The 19,554-nt window shown below is 60.8% G+C and carries 19 protein-coding genes; 10 read left to right on the forward strand and 9 right to left on the reverse strand.

Features of this window, described 5'->3' with window-relative positions; all coding sequences use genetic code 11:
• Positions 1 to 6: 6 nt before the first annotated feature.
• The 8 genes from rodA (at position 7) to VC35_RS17500 (ending at position 7,800) form a co-directional block, all read left to right on the forward strand.
• On the forward strand, positions 7 to 1,110 hold the full coding sequence (rodA, locus tag VC35_RS17465) for a rod shape-determining protein RodA (protein WP_046041681.1): 1,104 nt from the start codon (positions 7 to 9) through the stop codon (positions 1,108 to 1,110).
• Between the two features lie 17 nt (positions 1,111 to 1,127).
• A complete protein-coding gene (mltB, locus tag VC35_RS17470) occupies positions 1,128 to 2,138 on the forward strand; it encodes a lytic murein transglycosylase B (RefSeq protein WP_046041682.1) in 1,011 nt (336 codons plus the stop codon).
• Entirely contained in the window at positions 2,138 to 3,148 is a 1,011-nt protein-coding gene (locus VC35_RS17475; protein ID WP_046041683.1) for a septal ring lytic transglycosylase RlpA family protein, read from the forward strand. Before mltB ends, VC35_RS17475 begins: the two co-directional genes overlap by 1 nt.
• Positions 3,149 to 3,484: 336 nt before the next feature.
• Positions 3,485 to 4,642 (forward strand): D-alanyl-D-alanine carboxypeptidase family protein, encoded by a 1,158-nt coding sequence (locus VC35_RS17480; RefSeq protein ID WP_046041684.1) that lies wholly within the window; start codon positions 3,485 to 3,487, stop codon positions 4,640 to 4,642.
• 87 nt (positions 4,643 to 4,729) lie between these two features.
• Complete coding sequence (locus VC35_RS17485; protein ID WP_046041685.1) at positions 4,730 to 5,005, forward strand: DUF493 domain-containing protein; 276 nt, start codon at positions 4,730 to 4,732, stop codon at positions 5,003 to 5,005.
• Complete coding sequence (lipB, locus tag VC35_RS17490) at positions 5,005 to 5,652, forward strand: lipoyl(octanoyl) transferase LipB (RefSeq protein ID WP_046041686.1); 648 nt, start codon at positions 5,005 to 5,007, stop codon at positions 5,650 to 5,652. Before VC35_RS17485 ends, lipB begins: the two co-directional genes overlap by 1 nt.
• 25 nt (positions 5,653 to 5,677) lie before the next feature.
• Positions 5,678 to 6,676 carry a lipoyl synthase gene (gene lipA / locus VC35_RS17495; RefSeq protein ID WP_162130451.1) on the forward strand — a complete coding sequence of 333 codons (999 nt, stop codon included), beginning with the start codon at positions 5,678 to 5,680 and terminating at the stop codon, positions 6,674 to 6,676.
• Positions 6,677 to 6,849: 173 nt separating this feature from the next.
• The gene (locus tag VC35_RS17500) at positions 6,850 to 7,800 is read left to right on the forward strand and encodes a S66 peptidase family protein (RefSeq protein WP_046041687.1); all 951 of its coding nucleotides are present in this window, start codon (positions 6,850 to 6,852) and stop codon (positions 7,798 to 7,800) included.
• Between the two features lie 131 nt (positions 7,801 to 7,931).
• Here the strand turns inward: VC35_RS17500 and VC35_RS17505 are convergent, their stop codons facing one another.
• The 5 genes from VC35_RS17505 to leuS all read right to left on the reverse strand — a co-directional run bounded on the left by VC35_RS17505 (position 7,932) and on the right by leuS (position 14,068).
• A complete protein-coding gene (locus tag VC35_RS17505) occupies positions 7,932 to 9,254 on the reverse strand; it encodes a lytic murein transglycosylase (protein ID WP_046041688.1) in 1,323 nt (440 codons plus the stop codon).
• A 61-nt stretch (positions 9,255 to 9,315) separates the two neighbouring features.
• Positions 9,316 to 9,480 carry an alternative ribosome rescue factor ArfA gene (arfA, locus tag VC35_RS17510; RefSeq protein WP_046041689.1) on the reverse strand — a complete coding sequence of 55 codons (165 nt, stop codon included), beginning with the start codon at positions 9,478 to 9,480 and terminating at the stop codon, positions 9,316 to 9,318.
• A 210-nt stretch (positions 9,481 to 9,690) separates the two neighbouring features.
• Positions 9,691 to 10,728, reverse strand: coding sequence for a DNA polymerase III subunit delta (holA, locus tag VC35_RS17515; RefSeq protein WP_046041690.1), 1,038 nt, complete (start codon positions 10,726 to 10,728; stop codon positions 9,691 to 9,693).
• 40 nt (positions 10,729 to 10,768) lie between these two features.
• Positions 10,769 to 11,374 carry an LPS-assembly lipoprotein LptE gene (locus VC35_RS17520; RefSeq protein WP_046041691.1) on the reverse strand — a complete coding sequence of 202 codons (606 nt, stop codon included), beginning with the start codon at positions 11,372 to 11,374 and terminating at the stop codon, positions 10,769 to 10,771.
• Between the two features lie 87 nt (positions 11,375 to 11,461).
• Positions 11,462 to 14,068 (reverse strand): leucine--tRNA ligase, encoded by a 2,607-nt coding sequence (leuS, locus tag VC35_RS17525; RefSeq protein ID WP_046041692.1) that lies wholly within the window; start codon positions 14,066 to 14,068, stop codon positions 11,462 to 11,464.
• A gap of 281 nt (positions 14,069 to 14,349) precedes the next feature.
• Here leuS and VC35_RS17530 point away from each other — a divergent pair, with 281 nt between their 5' ends.
• Both VC35_RS17530 and VC35_RS17535 read left to right on the forward strand, forming a co-directional pair.
• Positions 14,350 to 14,670: a hypothetical protein gene (locus VC35_RS17530; RefSeq protein WP_046041693.1), complete on the forward strand. Its 321-nt coding sequence runs from the start codon at positions 14,350 to 14,352 to the stop codon at positions 14,668 to 14,670.
• Positions 14,671 to 14,775: 105 nt separating this feature from the next.
• Positions 14,776 to 15,537 (forward strand): YdcF family protein, encoded by a 762-nt coding sequence (locus tag VC35_RS17535; protein ID WP_046041694.1) that lies wholly within the window; start codon positions 14,776 to 14,778, stop codon positions 15,535 to 15,537.
• 48 nt (positions 15,538 to 15,585) lie between these two features.
• Here VC35_RS17535 and lnt read toward each other — a convergent pair whose 3' ends face one another.
• From lnt to VC35_RS17555, 4 genes are read right to left on the reverse strand one after another with little or no spacing between them, the layout of a single operon-like run.
• Positions 15,586 to 17,109 (reverse strand): apolipoprotein N-acyltransferase, encoded by a 1,524-nt coding sequence (gene lnt / locus VC35_RS17540; RefSeq protein WP_046041695.1) that lies wholly within the window; start codon positions 17,107 to 17,109, stop codon positions 15,586 to 15,588.
• An 8-nt stretch (positions 17,110 to 17,117) separates the two neighbouring features.
• Entirely contained in the window at positions 17,118 to 17,957 is an 840-nt protein-coding gene (locus tag VC35_RS17545) for an HlyC/CorC family transporter (RefSeq protein ID WP_027924283.1), read from the reverse strand.
• 5 nt (positions 17,958 to 17,962) lie between these two features.
• Positions 17,963 to 18,457, reverse strand: a complete 495-nt coding sequence (gene ybeY, locus VC35_RS17550) for an rRNA maturation RNase YbeY (RefSeq protein ID WP_046041696.1) — start codon at positions 18,455 to 18,457, stop codon at positions 17,963 to 17,965.
• Entirely contained in the window at positions 18,450 to 19,457 is a 1,008-nt protein-coding gene (locus VC35_RS17555; protein ID WP_046041697.1) for a PhoH family protein, read from the reverse strand. Before VC35_RS17555 ends, ybeY begins: the two co-directional genes overlap by 8 nt.
• Between the last annotated feature and the right edge of the window lie 97 nt (positions 19,458 to 19,554).

Genomic DNA, 19,554 nt, shown 5'->3' on the forward strand with positions numbered 1-19,554 from the left:
GATGTGATGCGTCGTCGCGCGACGCTGCTGCAACGCATGCACATCGATGGCGTGTTGCTGATTTTGCTGTTGACCCTGGCCGCCGGCAGTCTGTTCGTGCTGTATTCGGCCAGTGGCAAGAGCTGGGACCTGCTGGCCAAGCAGGCTACTTCGTTCGGCATCGGTCTGGTCTCGATGATCGTCATCGCGCAGTTCGAGCCGCGCTTCATGGCCCGTTGGGTGCCGGTCGGGTATGTGATCGGTGTGCTGTTGCTGGTGGTGGTGGATGTCATGGGCCACAACGCCATGGGCGCCACGCGCTGGATCAATATCCCTGGTGTCGTGCGCTTCCAGCCCTCGGAGTTCATGAAAATCCTGATGCCGGCAACCATCGCCTGGTATCTGTCCAAGCGCACATTGCCGCCGCAACTCAAGCATGTGGGTATCAGCCTGATGTTGATCGGGGTGCCGTTCATTCTGATCGTGCGTCAGCCGGACCTCGGTACGTCGCTGCTGATCCTGGCCGGCGGCGCTTTCGTGCTGTTCATGGGTGGCCTGCGCTGGCGCTGGATCCTCAGCGTGCTGGCCGCCGCTGTTCCCGTGGCGATTGCCATGTGGTTTTTCATCATGCACGACTACCAGAAGCAGCGAATCCTGACGTTCCTCGACCCGGAGAGTGATCCGCTCGGTACGGGCTGGAACATCATCCAGTCCAAGGCCGCCATCGGCTCCGGTGGTGTGTTTGGCAAGGGCTGGTTGCTGGGCACCCAGTCGCACCTGGACTTCCTGCCGGAAAGCCACACCGACTTCATCATTGCCGTATTGGGTGAAGAGTTCGGCCTGGTGGGGATCTGCGCGCTGTTACTGATCTACCTGCTATTGATCGGCCGTGGCCTGGTGATTACCGCCCAAGCGCAGACATTGTTCGGCAAGTTGCTCGCGGGCAGCCTGACCATGACGTTTTTTGTTTATGTTTTCGTCAACATCGGTATGGTCAGTGGCCTGTTGCCGGTGGTGGGGGTGCCGTTGCCGTTCATTAGCTACGGAGGAACTTCGCTGGTGACGCTACTGTCAGCGTTTGGGGTTTTGATGTCGATCCATACCCATCGCAAGTGGATCGCGCAGGTTTGAATAAGGTGAAATTTTCAATGCAAGTAATGCGTGGCTGGGCGACTCGATACGCGCCATGGGTCGGCCTGGTAAGCATCCTTGGCACCATGCAGGAAGCGTTGGCCGGCGACTACGAAGGCTCACCCCAAGTGGCCGAGTTCGTCGGTGAAATGACCCGCGACTACGGTTTCGCAGGTGAACAATTGATGGGCGTGTTCCGCGAAGCCGAGCGCAAGCAGTCGATTCTGGACGCCATCTCGAAGCCCGCCGAACGGGTCAAGCAGTGGAGCGAATATCGCCCGATGTTCATCACCGATGCGCGCATCGCCCGGGGTGTGGATTTCTGGCGTCAGCACGAAGCGGTGTTGGCCCGTGCCGAGCAGGAATACGGCGTGCCGGCCCAGGTGATTGTCTCGATCATCGGCGTTGAAACCTTTTTCGGCCGTAATACAGGAAATTTCCGGGTGATCGATGCCTTGTCGACCCTGGGTTTCGACTATCCTCCCCGTGCCGAGTTTTTCCGCAAGGAATTGCGTGAGTTCCTGCTGTTGGCCCGCGAAGAGCAGGTCGATCCGTTGACGCTCAAAGGCTCCTACGCCGGCGCAATGGGATTGCCGCAATTCATGCCAAGCAGTTTTCGCGCCTATGCGGTGGATTTTGACGGGGATGGCCATATCAATATCTGGACCAACCCGGACGATGCCATCGGCAGTGTCGCCAGCTACTTCAAGCGTCATGGCTGGGTCGCCGGCGAACCGGTGGTCAGCCGCGCCGATGTCCGTGGCGATCAGGTCGACGAAGGTTTGACCGCAGGTATCGAACCGACGAAAACCGTCGGGGAGTTGCGAGCCCTGGGGTGGTCAAGTCATGATGCGCTGCGCGATGATATGCCGGTTACTGCGTTCCGCCTGGAAGGCGACAATGGCCCCGAGTACTGGATGGGCCTGAAGAATTTTTACGCGATCACGCGATATAACCGCAGCGTGATGTACGCCATGGCCGTACATCAACTGTCTGAACAGCTGGTCCAAGCACGGGGCGTCAAGTAATGCGGGCATTGCCTATCAATAAACCCCTGAAGCTGATGGCATTCGCCGCGCTGGCAGTGCTGGTCGCCAGTTGTTCGACCAGCCGCGCGCCGGCCCAGAAAACCAGCAGCACCGCGGTGCGCTCGACGCCGGGGCTGGACATCAACCGTGCCCACAAGGATGGCGCGCCATGGTGGGATGTCGATGTTTCGCGTATCCCGGACGCCACGCCGACCCTGCACACCGGCCCGTACAAGGCCAACCCGTACACCGTGCTGGGCAAGACCTACTTCCCGCTGCAAGAGTCCAAGACCTACGTGCAGTCGGGTACGGCGTCCTGGTACGGCACCAAGTTCCACGGTCAGAACACCGCCAACGGCGAAGTGTATGACCTGTACGGCATGAGTGCCGCGCACAAGACATTGCCACTGCCAAGTTACGTCCGGGTGACCAACCTGGACAACAACAAGAGCGTGATCCTGCGAGTAAACGACCGCGGACCGTTCTACTCGGACCGGATCATCGACTTGTCCTACGCTGCCGCCAAGAAACTCGGTTACGCCGAAACCGGCACCGCGCGGGTCAAGGTCGAAGGTATCGACCCGCAGCAATGGTGGGCCGCCAAGGGCCGTCCGGCACCATTAATGCTCAACGAACCTAAAGTCGCGCAGAATAGCGCCCCGGTGATCACGGCTTCGGCCGGCACCGTCGAACAATGGACGCCTCCGCCGCAGCAACACGCCGCCGCGATGGTGCCAGTGCAGCTTGATGCAAAAAAAAACGCTTCTGTACCAGCCTCTGGCCAGTATCTGCAGGTGGGCGCGTTCGCCAACCCGGACGCTGCAGAACTCCTGAGATCGAAGCTCAGCGGGATGGTGAGCGCTCCGGTGTTCATCAGCTCGATCGTGCGCAATCAGCAGACCCTGCATCGGGTTCGCCTGGGCCCGATCGGATCGCCGGGTGAAATTCAGCAGGTGCAGAACAGTGTGCGCCTGGCCAATCTCGGTTCACCGAGTGTTGTGACCGAGTAAGCCACGAAGTAATACGTAGAGCTTGATTGACGGTTCGTCTGCGGTATTGGGGGGCGAACCAGGTTGTTGACTCGTTGAAGAACAAAAGCCCGGCAAGGGTGACTGAGTGAACAGCTGAACACGCGATGACTCGTAGGGTTTGTTCGAAAACTCGCCGAGCGGTGATCAGGCAAGGCAAAAACAGGCGAGGAAGCGGAGTGTAGGGGCCTACATGAGCATTCCGAGCCTGTTTTTAACGCAGCATGATCGTCGCGCAGGCAGTTTTCGGGCAAAGCCTGAAGGTTATTTGATTAGTTTTGCCCTTGGGCAGTTTCCATTAGCGATTTCGAGAGACGGATGAACATCACCACCTTTGCCAAACGCCTGTTCCTGCTAGTCCCGCTGCTTCTCTCACCTGCCGCATTCGCGGTCGAGATGATGCCTTCGCCACCACAACTGGCCGCCAAGGCCTATGTGCTCATGGATGCCAGCAGCGGCAACGTGCTGGTCGAGAACAACGGTGACCAGCGTCTGCCACCGGCCAGCCTGACCAAGCTGATGACCGCGTACATCGCGACCCTGGAAATCCGTCGTGGCCAGATCGGCGAAAACGATCCGGTGACCGTCAGCGAAAACGCCTGGCGTACCGGTGGTTCGCGGATGTTCATCAAGGTCGGCTCGCAGGTCACCGTCAGCGACCTGCTGCACGGCATCATCATCCAGTCGGGCAACGACGCCAGCGTCGCGCTCTCCGAGCACATCGCCGGTAGCGAAGACGCCTTCGCCGACCTGATGAACAAGACCGTCGCCGACCTGGGCATGACCAACACCCACTTCATGAACCCGACCGGCCTGCCGAACCCTGAGCACTATTCGTCGGCTCACGATATGGCTGTGCTGGCTCGCGCGATCATCCACGAAGACCCTGCTCACTACGCGATCTACTCGCAGAAAGAGTTCTTCTGGAACGGCATCAAGCAACCGAACCGTAACCTGCTGCTGTGGCGCGACAAGACCGTCGATGGTCTGAAAACCGGCCACACCGACGAAGCCGGCTACTGCATGGTGTCCTCGGCCGTACGTGATGGCATGCGCCTGATCGCCGTGGTATTCGGCACCAACAGCGAAGTGGCCCGTGCCGCCGAAACCCAGAAGCTGCTGACCTACGGTTTCCGTTTCTTCGAAACCCAGACCTTCTACCAGAAGGGCACCGAGCTGGCTCAGGCTCCGGTCTGGAAAGGCTCCACCAACCAGGTCAAAGCCGGTCTGGCTGAAGACCTGACCATGACCCTGCCAAAAGGCCAGCTGAAAAAGCTCGCTGCCAGCATGACCATGAACCCGCAACTGGTCGCGCCAATCGCCAAAGGCGACGTGATCGGTAAAGTCGAAGTGAAACTGGACGACAAGGTGGTGCACAGCGCCGATCTGATCGCTCTGGACGCTGTCGAGGAAGGTGGTATCTTCCGCCGCATGTGGGATAGCATCCGTCTATTCTTCTACGGCTTGTTCAACTGAATTTAGTGTGCACCTGCATGGCTCCGCGCTGATCTGGCGCGCAGCCATGCCCGTCGCCACGGCTTACGCTTACGAGGCCGTTACGCCATGACCGATACCGAAGTAAAGGCGCCAAAGATCGAGTTCCCTGCCAATGATTACCCGGTTAAGGTGATCAGCGACACCGGCGCGGGCAACAAGGACAGAATCATCGACATCGTCCGCAAATATGCAACGATCAACGATGAGCGTGTTGACGAGCGCCAGAGCAGCAACGGCAAATACACCACCATTCAGTTGCACATCGTCGCGACCGACCAGGACCAGCTGTACAACATCAACAGCGAACTGCGGGCAACCGGTTTCGTGCACATGGTGCTGTGATGTCCGGTGTGCTGGGTTTTCGCGAGCTCGGCCAGATGGCTTACGAGCCGGTCTGGCATGCCATGCAGCGCTTCACCAACGAACGCGGCAACGATGCCGCCGACGAGATCTGGCTGGTGGAACACCCTGCGGTGTTCACCCAAGGCCAGGCTGGCAAGGCCGAGCACCTGCTGCTTCCCGGTGATATTCCGGTGGTGCAGGTCGACCGTGGTGGTCAGGTGACCTACCACGGCCCCGGCCAGCTGGTGGCTTACCTGCTGCTTGACGTGCGCAAGCTCGGGTTTGGCGTGCGCGATCTGGTCAGCCGGATGGAGCAATGCCTGATCGAGCTGCTGGCCAGTTACGGTGTCACCGCCGTGGCCAAGCCCGATGCACCGGGTGTCTACGTCGATGGGGCGAAAATCGCCTCCCTGGGTCTACGGATCCGCCACGGCTGTTCCTTTCATGGCCTGGCCTTGAACGTGGACATGAACCTGGAACCGTTTCGACGGATTAATCCCTGCGGCTATGCCGGGCTGGCGATGACCCAGCTGAGCGATCACGCAGGATCGATTGAATTTGCCGAGGTAAGTGCCCGGCTGCGCGCGCAGCTCGTCAAACACCTCGACTATGCTGAGCAGACGACCCTGACGGGCGGAATCGACTGATATGACTACTGATGCAGTGCAAACCATGATCCCGACGCTCGATGTTTCCGAGCGCCCGGCCCCGCGTCCCAAGGTTGAAGCCGGCGTCAAGCTGCGCGGCGCCGAAAAGGTTGCACGCATCCCGGTGAAGATCATTCCGACCACCGAACTGCCGAAGAAACCGGACTGGATTCGTGTACGCATCCCGGTTTCGCCGGAAGTCGACCGCATCAAGGCCCTGCTGCGCAAACACAAGCTGCACAGCGTGTGCGAAGAGGCATCCTGCCCGAACCTGGGCGAGTGCTTCTCCGGTGGCACCGCGACCTTCATGATCATGGGTGACATCTGCACCCGTCGTTGCCCGTTCTGCGACGTCGGCCACGGCCGTCCGAAGCCACTGGACGTCAACGAGCCGGAAAGCCTGGCCATTGCCATCGCCGACCTGCGCCTGAAGTACGTGGTGATCACCTCGGTAGACCGCGACGACCTGCGTGACGGCGGTGCCCAGCACTTTGCCGACTGCATCCGTGAAATCCGCAAGCTGTCGCCGAACGTGCAGCTCGAGACCCTGGTCCCGGACTACCGTGGCCGCATGGACATCGCGCTGGAAATCACCGCCGCTGAGCCACCGGATGTGTTCAACCACAACCTGGAAACCGTGCCGCGCCTGTACAAGGCTGCACGTCCGGGTTCGGACTACCAGTGGTCGCTGACCCTGCTGCAACGCTTCAAGCAGATGATGCCGCACATTCCAACCAAGTCCGGCCTGATGCTGGGCCTGGGCGAGACCGACGAAGAAGTCATCGAAGTCATGAAGCGCATGCGCGAGCACGACATCGACATGCTGACCCTCGGCCAGTACCTGCAACCGTCCCGCAGCCACTTGCCGGTACAGCGTTTCGTGCACCCGGACACCTTCGCCTGGTTCGCCGAGGAAGGCTACAAGATGGGCTTCAAGAACGTTGCCTCGGGTCCGTTGGTACGCTCCTCGTATCACGCCGACGAGCAGGCCAAGCTGGTCAAGGCCGAGCTGATGTCGTCCTGATCGACGCAATGAAATGAAAAACGCCCGCACGGCATCCAGCCTCGCGGGCGTTTTTTTGCCTGGCCCATGGCAATGGCTGTTTTTTCTGCAACCTGCGGGGCAACGGTACCTCTTCTGTTTGTTCCCGTTCCTGACTACTGTGTGCTGAAGATTTCACGCAGGGAGATTCACGGATGACCGCTCGACCGACCCACACCCTTTGCCCTCATGCTCCCGTCCCGGCACTGCCGTCGGAAGGCATGATCGGCGTTATCGCACCCGCCGGTCCCGCGCCGCTGGACACCGACAAGGCGGTGCAATGGATGCGTGCCCGGGGTTATTCACTGAAAGTGTTTCCCGGGGTCTACGAAAAAAACGGCTACCTGGCCGGTAGCGACGAAGTGCGACTTGGCGATCTGCACGCAGCGTTCGCCGACAGCGAGGTGGATGCGATTATCTGCCTGCGCGGTGGTTACGGCACACCCCGGCTGCTCGACCGCATCGATTTTGATTTGCTGCGTGACAACGCCAAGCCGTTCGTCGGCTACAGCGACATCACCGCGCTGCATCTGGCGATCAGTCGTTATGCCGGCTTCGTGACCTTTCATGGTCCGTTGCTCAATGCCGACCTGCTGGGTGACAAGCAAATACCTACCGAGTCTTCGTTCTTCAACATGCTGCGCGGGCAGGTGAGGGCGGGCACGGTGCTGGCTCATCCGGTGGCTTACCCGCTGACCACGATCGAGCCGGGTGTGGCACATGGGCGCTTGCTCGGAGGCAATCTGGCCATGATCGCCGCGACCATGGGCACGCCCTACGAGATGGACGCCGAGGGCGTCATTCTGTTGATCGAGGACATCAACGAGCCGCTGTATCGCATTGACCGGTTGCTGACCCAACTGCGGCTGGCTGGCACGTTGCACAAGCTGCGCGGCGTGTTGGTCGGGGATGTGGCGGGGGTTGAGGTAGCAGCGCTGGACAGGTTGCTCAAGCAGACCTTCGAGCCATTGAAGATTCCGGTGCTGTCCGGGTGGCGCAGTGGGCATTGCGACCCGAACCTGACGCTGCCCATGGGGGCGTTGGTCAGGCTGGATGCTGGGAACAAGGAGTTGGTGTTGGAGCAGGATGTGGTGGTCGGGCGTTAGATTTTTATCGCCTGTCAGTCAGTCTTCGTCGGAACGCCGCCCGGAGCAAGCCCGCTCCCACAGTGTTCGCGTCGTACACAAATCATGTGAACGCCCCTGAACCTGTGGGAGCGGGCTTGCCCGCGAAGCTTTTAGCGGTTCCGCAACCCTTCCAGCAACTTGTGCGTCGGATACCCATCCGCCGGCCAGCCAAACGACTGCTGGGCGCTACGGATCGCCTTGCGGGTGTTGGCGCCGATGATCCCGTCGGCGGTGCCGGCGTCATAGTTTTGCCCGCTCAGCAGGTTCTGCAGCTCGATCCGCTCGGTACGACTCAGAGGCAGGTCATCCTTTGGCCACGTACCGCTGATCAAGCCAGCGCCATTGAAGCGTTCGGACAACAGGCTCACCCCCAGGGCGTAGGACGACGAGTTGTTGTACTTGAGAATCGCGCGGAAGTTGTCGAGCACCAGGAAGGCCGGGCCGCGGTAGCCAGCCGGCAATAGCAGTGCCGCAGACAGTTGTTCCGAGCCTGCCGGGACCTGGCCACCGTTGGGCAGCGTAACGCCCAGTTGGCGCCACTCGGCGACACTCTTGCGAATCGTGCCATCGGCCAGTACGTAGTTGAAACCGCTCGGTAGCTGGACTTCAAAGCCCCACGGCTGACCTCTCTGCCAGCCGGAGCTTTGCAGGTAATGCGCGGTCGAGGCCAGGGCATCAGCCGAACTGCCCCAGATATCGCGACGGCCGTCGCCGTCGAAATCGACGGCGTGGGTATTGTAGGTGGTCGGGATGAACTGGGTCTGGCCCATGGCGCCGGCCCAGGAACCCAGCATCTTCTCGGGTTCGATGTCGCCTTGTTGCAGGATTTGCAAGGCCGCGATCAATTGCGCGTGGGCGAAGCCGGGACGGCGGCCTTCGTAAGCCAAGGTCGCCAGGGAGTTGATCACCGACTTGCTGCCCTGGAACTGTCCGAAGTTACTCTCCATGCCCCACACCGCCACCAGTGCCTGGCGGTCGACGCCGTAGCGCTGCTCGATGTTTTGCAGGATGTCGGCGTACTGGATGATCAGCGACTGGCCTTTGCGTACCCGCAGCGGCGACAAGGCGCCGTCGAGGTATTCCCAAACCGGTTTTGCGAACTCCGGTTGGCTGCGATCGGCATTAATCACACTGGGGTCGAAGCTGACATTGGCGAAAGCGCGATCAAACAGATCGGCGCGGATGCCGGCGGCCAGGGCATCTTTGCGGAAACCCGCCTGCCATTCGGCGAAGGTCTGGGTTGGCTGGATGTCAAGGTTCTCACCGGTCGGAACCACAGGCGGAACAACCGCCGGGGCGGTAGCGACAGGAAGTGTCTGAAGCGGCTGAGCGTCGGCTGCGGTCGGTTTTTCCGCACAGGCGACAAGCAAAACAAGGCTGGAGGCAGCGATCAATTGGCGTAAGTGCCAACGACGGGGAAGACAAAAGGGCATGCACGGGTCCAGGGAATACGAATCAGGTACAGACCTTACCATGTCAAAGGGGTGTTCTGCTTTACGCAGCCAGAAAGTAAGAAGCCTCCCAGCTGTCAGACTGGAAGGCTTCGCGGCGGTAACTGCCTTTGCCCTTGGCCGGGCGTACCTGGCGGCTACGGAACAATGGCTGGGCGATGATGGATTTGGCCTTGTTGGGGCCATGCGTTGATGGCTTTTTGCTCATGATGAAGCCTCGCAAGTGAGTGGTTTTTGCGGGGCAAATCATCGGCCGAAGTTGGGGGGATGTCTAGTCCCTTGTGGCGAGGGGGCTTGCCCCCGTTCGGCTGCGGAGCAGCCGTAGAACCGGAGTGTGCGGTGTGCCTGGAAGAACTCAGTAACGAATGGGGGCCGCTTCGCGCCCCAGCGGGGGCAAGCCCCCTCGCCACAGAAAGCCTTACTCGGCAGGTAACGACAATCTTTGCCCGGCCATCAACAACGTCAACCGGCTCAAACTCATCCACGGCGAACCAGCTGCCTGGCCCTTGATCTGGGCATCGATGCGCTGCGCTTCGAGCAGCAGCTGCGCCCAGCGTTGGGCCGAGTAGCGCTGCAGGGCTTTGCTCACCAACGGTTTACGTTTGTCCCAGACCGGAGGTTTGGCCTGGCTGAAGGCCTTGTCCAGTGGCGTGCCCTGGCTGTATTGCAGGGAGATATTGGCCAGCAGGCGCAACTCCCGGGCCAGGGCCCAGAGAATCACCGGCGGCTCGACGCCTTCACCGCGCAACCCTTCGAGCATGCGCAAGGCGTGGGCTGCTTCACCATTGAGCACCGCATCGGTCAGGCCGAAGACGTCGAAGCGCGCACTGTCGGCCACCGCAGCCTGCACGGTTTCAACGGTGATCTGGCCGCCTTCGGCCATCAGTTTGAGCTTTTCGATTTCCTGGGCGGCGGCCAGCAGATTGCCCTCGACCCGTGCCGCGATCAGCTCAACGGCGTCCTGGCTGGCGGAAAGCCCGGCCTGGGACAAACGTTGGCGGATCCAGCTTGGCAACTGGGCGACATCGACCGGCCAGATCTGCACGAACTGGGTCTGCTGTCCTTCGACCAACGCCTTGCCCCACTTGGTTTTCTGCGCGCTGCCATCGAGTTTCGGCAAGCTGATCAGCAGTACGGTGTCGTCGGCCGGGCGCGAGCAGTACTCGATCAGCGCGGCGGCACCCTTGTCGCCGGGTTTGCCGGAAGGCAGGCGCAGTTCCAGCAGGCGCTTTTCGGCGAACAGCGACATGCTGGCACCGGCTTGCAGCAGCGTCCCCCAGTCGAAACTGGCGTCGGCGGCAAACACCTGGCGTTCATCGAATCCCTGCTGGCGGACGGCAGCGCGAACAGCGTCGGCCGCCTCCTGGCACAACAACGGGTCGTCGCCGCTGATGATATAGACCGGCGCAAGGGTGCCTTGCAGGTGTTTGGCGAGTTGGGCGGGGGCGAGCTTCATAAGAGGGGGGCGAACGGGGCGCCCGAGCGCCCCGTAAGTCTTACTGCTGCGGCAGTTCGATAGGCGACTGACGCGGGGTTTCCGCTTCAGCCTTCTTTGCCGCTTCCAGTGCCGCGGCATCCGCCTTGGCCTTGGCTTCGGCAGTCTGCTGCAACTGGTCCAGTTGGGCCGGGCTCAGTTGTTCCAGGCGCAGCATCATGCGCTGGACCATCTCCCGGCGGCCTTCTGTGCGGGCCGTTTCAGCTTCCTGGTCAGAGCCCACCAGGTTGTTGCCGTCGTGCATGTAGATTTTCTGCACTTCAATCTTGTCGCTCATCAGTGGCAGATCGCCGCGACCACGGATGTCGTAGTTCAGCACGGTGGTGATCTGGTACTCGCCGGCACGACCGGCACCTGCGTAGCTGAGGATGCGCTGGTTTTCCTGTTCATTGGTCAGCACCAGCTTGTAAGGAGCGCCGGTATAGACCTTGACGCCGCTGCCAATCAGTATTTGACGCAACTGGGTAACGGTTGGGCCATAAGCGTTACGGGCGCTCAGGTCGAGTTCCTTGATCGCCAGTTCATTGGTGCCGGTGCCGCGCAGCTGGAAACCGCAGGCGCTCAGCAGAACCGCGAGGCCCATCACCAGCAGATTGCGTTTGATCATCTTGTTGCTCCCCTTGAAACCATGTGGGCCGATCAAGCGGCCCGAAAGGTTTTACTCGGCGCCAGGCTCACCTGGCGCCTGATCCAATTAGCTGGCGACGATATTGACCAGTTTCCCGGGCACTACGATCACTTTACGAATGGTCAGACCGTCGACGAAGCGCAGCACGTTCTCGTTGGCACGGGCGGCGGCTTCGACTTCTTCACGGGTGGCGCTGGCCGGCATTTCGATGTGGCCACGCAGCTTGCCGTTGACCTGAATCACCAGTTGCAGGCTGTCCTGAACCAAAGCGCTGTCATCCACCACCGGCCAGCCGGCGTCGATCACAGGTTCAGCGTGACCCAGTCGATTCCACAGCTCGTGGCTGATGTGCGGCGTGATCGGAGCCAGCAGCAGCGTCACGGTTTCCAGGCCTTCGTGAATCAGTGCGCAGTCCTGTTCGGTGCCTTGCGCGGCTTTTTCCAGCACGTTCATCAGCGTCATCACCTGAGCGATGGCGGTGTTGAATTTGTGGTTCTGGCCGACGTCCTGGCTGGCCTGCTTGATGGCCAGGTGGATCGAGCGACGAACGGCTTTCTGCTCGTCATTCAGGCCGGCGACGTCCAGTTTGCCCGGCAGGCCCTGAGTGACGTGGGCTTGAGCCAGGCGCCAGACGCGCTTGAGGAAACGGTGCGAACCCTCTACGCCGGAGTCGGACCACTCCGCGCTCATGTCAGGTGGCGAGGCGAACATCATGAACAGGCGGCAGGTGTCTGCACCGAACTGGTCGATCATCGACTGTGGGTCGACGCCGTTGTTCTTCGACTTGGCCATCTTCTCGGTGCCGCCGATTTCCACCGGCAGGCCGTCAGATTTCAATTTGGCGCTGATAACCTTGGCTTTGCTGTCACGCTCAAGCTCGACGTCCGCCGGGTTGAACCAGGTGTAAGCGCCATTGGCTTCGCGGCGATAGTAAGTCTCGGCGATCACCATGCCCTGGGTCAGCAGGTTCTTGAACGGCTCGTTGGAGCTCACCAGGCCTTCGTCGCGCATCAGTTTGTGGAAGAAGCGCGCGTAGAGCAGGTGAAGAATCGCGTGTTCGATACCGCCGATGTACTGATCCACCGGCAGCCAGTGGTCGGCCGCCGATTTTTCCACCAGGCCGCCTTCAAAGTGAGGCGAGGCGTAACGGGCGTAGTACCACGAGGACTCGACGAAGGTGTCCATGGTGTCGGTTTCACGCTTGGCAGGCTGGCCGCATTTAGGGCAGCTGCACTCGTAGAACTCGGGCATGCGCGCCAGTGGCGAACCGGCGCCGTCGGGTACGACGTCTTCCGGCAGCACGACAGGCAGTTGATCTTCCGGTACCGGCACGTCACCGCAAGTGTTGCAGTGGATGATCGGGATCGGGCAGCCCCAGTAACGCTGGCGGCTGATGCCCCAGTCGCGCAGGCGGAACTGGGTGCGCGAGGCGCCCAGCTCTTTCTTGATCAGCGCGACTTCGATGGCGTCGAAGGCGCCCGCGAAGTCGAGGCCGTCGAACTCACCGGAATTGATCAGCGTGCCGTGCTCGCCGTAGGCGTCTTGCCATGGCGCCGGGTTGCTGTCACCGGAACTGGTGCGCACTACCGATTTGACCGGCAGGTTGTACTTGTGGGCGAATTCGAAATCGCGCTCGTCGTGGGCCGGAACCGCCATCACCGCGCCGTCGCCGTAGTGCATCAGCACATAGTTGGCGACCCAGACCGGCAGCTTTTCGCCAGTCAGCGGGTGCTCGACGAACAGGCCGGTCGGCAGGCCTTTTTTCTCCTGGGTGGCGACGTCGGCTTCGGCCACGCTGCCGCCCTTGCATTCAGCGATGAACGCTTGCAGCTCAGGATTGTTCTGTGCGGCCAGGGTGGCCAAGTGGTGTTCGGCGGCGACGGCGACGTAGGTCGCGCCCATCAGGGTGTCCGGACGGGTGGTGAAGACTTTCAGCGCGCCGGTTTCGCCGATGGAATCGACGTTGTACGGGAACTGCACTTCCATGCCGCGGGATTTGCCGATCCAGTTGCGCTGCATGGTCTTGACCTGTTCAGGCCAGCCAGTCAGTTCGTCGAGGCTCTCCAGCAGCTCATCCGCGTAGGCGGTGATCTTGAAGTAGTACATCGGGATTTCGCGCTTTTCGATCAGCGCGCCGGAACGCCAGCCGCGACCGTCGATCACTTGTTCGTTGGCCAGGACGGTCTGGTCGACCGGGTCCCAGTTCACGGTGCCGCTTTTCTTGTAAATCACGCCTTTTTCGAACAGGCGGGTGAACAGCCATTGTTCCCAGCGGTAGTAATCGGGCTTGCAGGTGGTCACTTCGCGCGACCAGTCCACCGCCAGGCCCAGGCTGCGCAGCTGGGATTTCATGTAGGCGATGTTTTCGTAGGTCCACTTGGCGGGCGCTACGTTGTTCTTCATCGCGGCGTTTTCCGCCGGCATGCCGAAGGCGTCCCAACCCATGGGTTGCAGAACGTTCTTGCCTTGCATGCGCTGGTAGCGGGAGATCACGTCGCCGATGGTGTAGTTGCGCACGTGCCCCATGTGTAGCTTGCCGCTGGGGTAAGGGAACATCGACAGGCAATAGTAAGTCTCCTTGCCTGGCTGTTCACTGACTTCAAAGGACTTTTGCTCATCCCAGAACGACTGGGCGGCGGCTTCGATTTCACGGGGCTGATATTGTTCGTGCATGGCTACTTTTGAACTGAATAGGGGTGGCCTAATCCTCTTCAATGCAACGCTGGACGCTGATCACGCCGCATTGGCGTTTTCGATGTCCAGCCGAGCTGGAAGTGGAGTTACAGGAAGCGCCGTAGCATACATGACCGCGCTCTACCGAGGGAAACCCTGATTGCTGCCGCGCGTCTCGCAAAAACCGCTGCGAGGGCCGTTGGTCGCGGCGTTCAGCCGGTTTGTTCATGGAAGCTAAGCTCTAACTGGGGAGTAAGTCTTATCTTCCAATGAGGTGAGGGATGGTTGAGTCACAGCAAAAAGCTACAAAACCGGAGCTGTACGAAAGGCTGATCGATCGTTTGGCCCTGGCCCTGGAAGCGGCAAGAACTGCTGACCGGTTGCGCGACGTACGCCCTCTGGAACTGGAACTGCGTGGCCTGAGCCCCGCAGAGTTTGCACTGGTCAAGGCGTATCTGGATCGCAGTGAGCGTGAGACACACGGATGCTTGTCAGAGGCGGTAAAGCAACTCGATGCACCACGTTCGGCCAAGATCATCTGGCTCAAGGACAAAGTTCCCGGCAGAGACGCGGTAAAGGTCCGGTCTTTGCAGTTCAAATAAGACGCAGAGCGGTGCTCCATGGTTTTTTTGAAGCATAGTCCTCCTGTATTGATTGTCGCATTGCGCTAACCCACTTAGGCTTCGGGCATCTCCGGGAGATGCTTGATGCCTTTTCGTTACTTTTTAAAACAACTTCTTTTGCCCCCCGGCATTCTATTGCTGCTGCTTTTGCTTGCCTGGTGGTTGCGCCGCTCAAGGCCAAGGCTTGCCGGTGTGTGCTTTGTACTGGGGCTGGGAGGCCTTTGGCTGATGAGCCTGCCGATTGTGGTGCAGTGGAGTGCCGGCCTGCTCGAGCGTGAGCCACCGCTGGCCCGCGAGGAATGGGCGGGGCTGGGGCAGCGCGCGGACGCCATCGTTGTCCTTGGTTCCGGTCGCGAGCGTGGTGACGTGGCCTGGGGTGCCGACCAGCCCACGGGCATCGGCCTGGAACGCCAGCGCTTTGCCGCGCGGCTGGCCAAGGCGTCCGGCCTGCCGGTACTGACCAGCGGCGGCTTGCATTACGGCACTCCGCCAAGCGAAGCGCAGATGATGGCTGACTCCTTGCGCGACGATTTTGGTGTGACCGTGCGCTGGCAGGAAGGGAGCAGCCGTACGACCTGGGAAAATGCGCAGTTCAGTGCCCTGGTGTTGCTGCCACAGGGCATCAAGCGTGTAGTGCTCGTGACTCATGCCGGGCATATGCCACGAGCGGTCTGGAGTTTCCGCAAGGCCGGGTTTGAGGTGGTGCCGGCGCCGGTAGGGTTTCTGGGTGGCGACAATGCGCGGCCACTGGGTGGCTGGATGCCGGAGTTCAAGGCGATCTGGCAGAACGGGCAGTTGATGAACGAGGCGGTGGGGCAGATCGGTTATTCGTTGTTCTATCGCTGAGAGCTAAACCTTGTGGCGAGGGAGCAAGCTCCCTCGCCACAAATGATTTCAGACAGTCTTGGCCATCCGGCTCGCAATCAACGCCCAGCCAAACAACAACACGCAGAGAATGAGCAATGGCCATGAACGCCATTCCAGATACGGCGTGAGGTTGTGCATCGGCACCACTTCGCCATACAGGATGCCGCGTTCGAACTGCGGGATCTGATCGGTAATCTGACCGAACGGGTTGATCAGGCCGGATACGCCGTTGTTGGTGGCGCGGATCATCCAGCGGCCGGCCTCCAGCGCACGCATCTGCGCCATCTGCAGGTGTTGCAGCGGGCCGATGGAGGTGCCGAACCAGGTGTCGTTGCTGATGGTCAGCAACAGGTCGCTGCGGGCGGCAAGGCTGGCGGCGAATTCCGGGTAAACCACTTCATAACAGATGAACGGCGCGATCTGATAACCCTTGGCTTGCAGCAGCGGCTGGTCGGCCGGTCCGCGGGCAAAGTCCGACATCGGCAGGTCGAAGAAGGCGATCAGTCCGCGCAGCACATCCTCCAGCGGAACATATTCACCAAACGGCACCAGTTTTTGCTTGAGGTAATTGCCGTCGCCTTCGCCGACAACGGTGATGCCGTTGAAGAAGCGCTTCTCGTGGCGGACCTCCATGCGGACCGGGACGCCGGTAATCAGCGCCGATTTACGCTCGGCCGCGAAGCTGCCCATCATGTTCAGGTAGCCCTCGGCGGACTCCTTGAGCACCGGGATCGCCGTTTCCGGCCAGATGAGAAGGTCGGCTCGCCTGGAGCTGAAACTCATGTCGCGGTACAACGCCAGTTGCGCGTTGAGCTGCGCCGGGTCCCACTTCATGCTTTGTTCGATGTTGCCCTGAATGGCCGCGACGCTCAGTGGCGGGCCCGACGGGCTGGTCCAGGCATGATGTTTGAGGGCCATGCCGAGCAGCCATGGACCGACCAGCAGCAATGCACCGGCAGCGATGAAGCCTTTGTGCCCCGTGCGAACCAGGCGCAAGCCGTTGTAGATCAACGCAGCTGTCAGGGCCAGGGTGAAGGAAATCAGCCACATCCCGCCGATGGGGGCGAGCCCGGCCAGCGGGCCGTCGAGCTGGCTGTACCCGGAATACAGCCATGGGAAACCTGTCAGGAACCAGCCGCGGAAGGCTTCCTGGCCGACCCACAGCGCCGCGAAGGCCAAGGCGTCGGCCAGCGGCGCCTCATTTCGGCGCAGCCAGCGCGCCCAGATCCAGGCGGGCAGGGCAAAGAACCAGGCAATCGCCGCCGTGAAGAGCAGCATCAGGAAACCGGCCAGCAATACCGAAGCGCCACCGAAATGGTGAATGCTGTAGTAGATCCAGCTGGTGCCGGCACCGAACAGGCCGAAACCGAAACACCAGCCGCGACCCAGTGCCTGACGTGGGCTCAGCTCGCGCAGGCCGGCATAGAACAGGCCGACGGCGAGCAGTGCCAGTGGCCAGATATCGAACGGCGCCAGGGCCAGTGTGGTGATTGCACCGGCCGCCACGGCCAGCAGGTTACCGGGCCAGCCGGGGCGGGTTGTCCAGCGCATTTCAATCCTTAGCGAGCAATGGGCGTCAGGCGAAGCAAGTGAATCCGACGGCTGTCGGCGTTCAGGATGCGGAAACGGTACGGGCCGATTTCGGTGATTTCGTTACGTTTTGGCAAATGCCCGAACGCGCTCATCACCAGGCCGCCAACGGTGTCGAATTCATCGTCGGAGAATTCGCTGTCGAAAAACTCGTTGAAGTTCTCGATCGGCGTCAGGGCCTTGATCAGGAAGTCACCGCTGGGTAGCGGCTTGATGTAGCTATCCTCTTCGACGTCGTGTTCGTCTTCAATGTCGCCGACGATCTGTTCCAGCACGTCTTCGATGGTCACCAAACCGGCCACGCCGCCGTACTCGTCGATGACGATGGCCATGTGGTTGTGGTTGGCGCGAAACTCGCGCAGCAGCACGTTAAGGCGCTTGGACTCCGGCACGAAGGTGGCCGGGCGCAGCAGGTCCTTGATGTTGAAGCTGTCGCCGTTCTCCTTGAGGATCAACGGCAGCAGGTCCTTGGCCAGCAACACGCCCATCACGTCATCGTGGCTTTCGCCGATCACCGGGTAGCGGGAGTGGGCCGAGTCGACCACGGCAGGCAGGAACTCGCGGGGTGTCTGGGTCGCCTTGATGCTGACCATCTGCGAGCGCGGGACCATGATGTCCCGGACCTGCAAGTCAGCCACCTGGATGGCGCCTTCGACGATGGCCAGCGCTTCGCTGTCCAGCAGTTTGTTCTGGTGTGCATCGCGCAGCAGCTCAAGCAGCTCCTGGCGGTTTTTCGGCTCGTGGGCAAAAGCCTGGGTGAGCTTACCCAGCCATGACTTCTGCCCGTTGCTCGATCGATCTTCGCTCATAGCGATTACTCTGAATCCTTTGTTGTTTCGGTAGGGGATGCATCTGCTTCGTCGTCCGCGTACGGATCGGGAAAGCCCAGCTCTGCAAGCAACGTTCGTTCCAGTGCTTCCATTTCTTCGGCTTCCTCGTCATCAATATGGTCGTAACCAAGCAGATGCAAGCAGCCGTGAATCACCAGGTGTGCCCAATGGGCCTTGAGTTCCTTGCCCTGTTCAGCGGCTTCGCGCTCGACCACGGCCACGCAGATCACCAGATCGCCCAGCAGCGGGATGTCGAGAAACTCATCCGGCACATCGGCCGGGAATGACAAGACGTTAGTTGCGTAATCCTTTTGCCGCCAGGTGTGGTTCAGCTCGCGTCCTTCGGCTTCGTCGACCAGACGAATGGTCATCTCCGAATCGGCGGTACGCTGGCGCAAAGCCAGTTCGCACCACTGGCGGAACTCGGCTTCGCTGGGGGCGTTGGCTTCGGTGGCGATTTGCAGGTCAAGCTCAAGCATCGCGGCGGCTATCCTTGGCGGCGGCATCATCGGCCGCTTTGTTTTCGAAGCGCTCGTAGGCTTCGACGATGCGCTGCACCAGCGGATGGCGCACGACGTCCTTGGGCTGGAAGTGGGTGAAGCTGATCCCCGGCACATCCTTGAGCACTTCAATTACGTGGTGCAGGCCGGACTTGGTGCCACGCGGCAGGTCGACCTGGGTGATGTCCCCGGTGATGACGGCCGTGGAGCCGAAGCCGATCCGGGTCAGGAACATCTTCATTTGCTCGACCGTGGTGTTCTGGCTTTCGTCGAGAATGATGAAGCTGTTGTTCAGCGTGCGGCCGCGCATGTAGGCCAGTGGCGCGACTTCGATCACCTGGCGCTCGATCAGCTTGGCGACGTATTCGAAGCCGAGCATTTCGTAGAGCGCGTCGTAGAGTGGGCGCAGGTACGGGTCGATTTTTTGCGAAAGGTCGCCGGGCAGGAAGCCGAGTTTTTCACCCGCTTCGACCGCCGGACGAACCAGCAGGATGCGGCGAATCTGCTCGCGCTCCAGTGCATCCACCGCGCAGGCCACGGCCAGGTAGGTCTTGCCGGTACCGGCCGGGCCGATGCCGAAGTTGATATCGTTACCGAGGATTTCCTTCACGTAGCGCAGTTGATTCAAGCCACGGGGGCGAATCATGCCTTTCTTGGTGCGCAGGGCCACGGACGGTTCGGCGGGGGAGTGGTTGTCCAGCTGCTCGACGGCCGATTCCTGCAGGAACAGGTGCACCATGTCCGGCGACAGCTCCGTACCCTTGGTTTCCCGGTACAGGCGGCGCAGGAGGTTTTCCGCGGAGGTGGTGTGTTTGGGTTCGCCGATCAGCTCGAACTGGTTTCCGCGATTGCGGATCTCGATGGTCAGGCGCTGTTCGATCAAGCGCAGATGCTCGTCGAATTGCCCGCACAGATTGGCGAAGCGACGAGCTTCAAAAGGCTCGAGGATGAAACGATGTGGTTCTATGGGTGCGTTCAAGGTCGTATTTAGCCGCCCTGGGGCAATAGTGATGAATCAAGGATAGCGCCAGTGGGCTGGGTGCGAAAGCTCTTAAATATTGCAATCCGATCCCTGT

The sequence above is a fragment of the Pseudomonas fluorescens genome (genome assembly GCF_000967965.1).
In the GTDB taxonomy this organism is placed as follows: Bacteria; Pseudomonadota; Gammaproteobacteria; order Pseudomonadales; family Pseudomonadaceae; genus Aquipseudomonas; species Aquipseudomonas grandcourensis.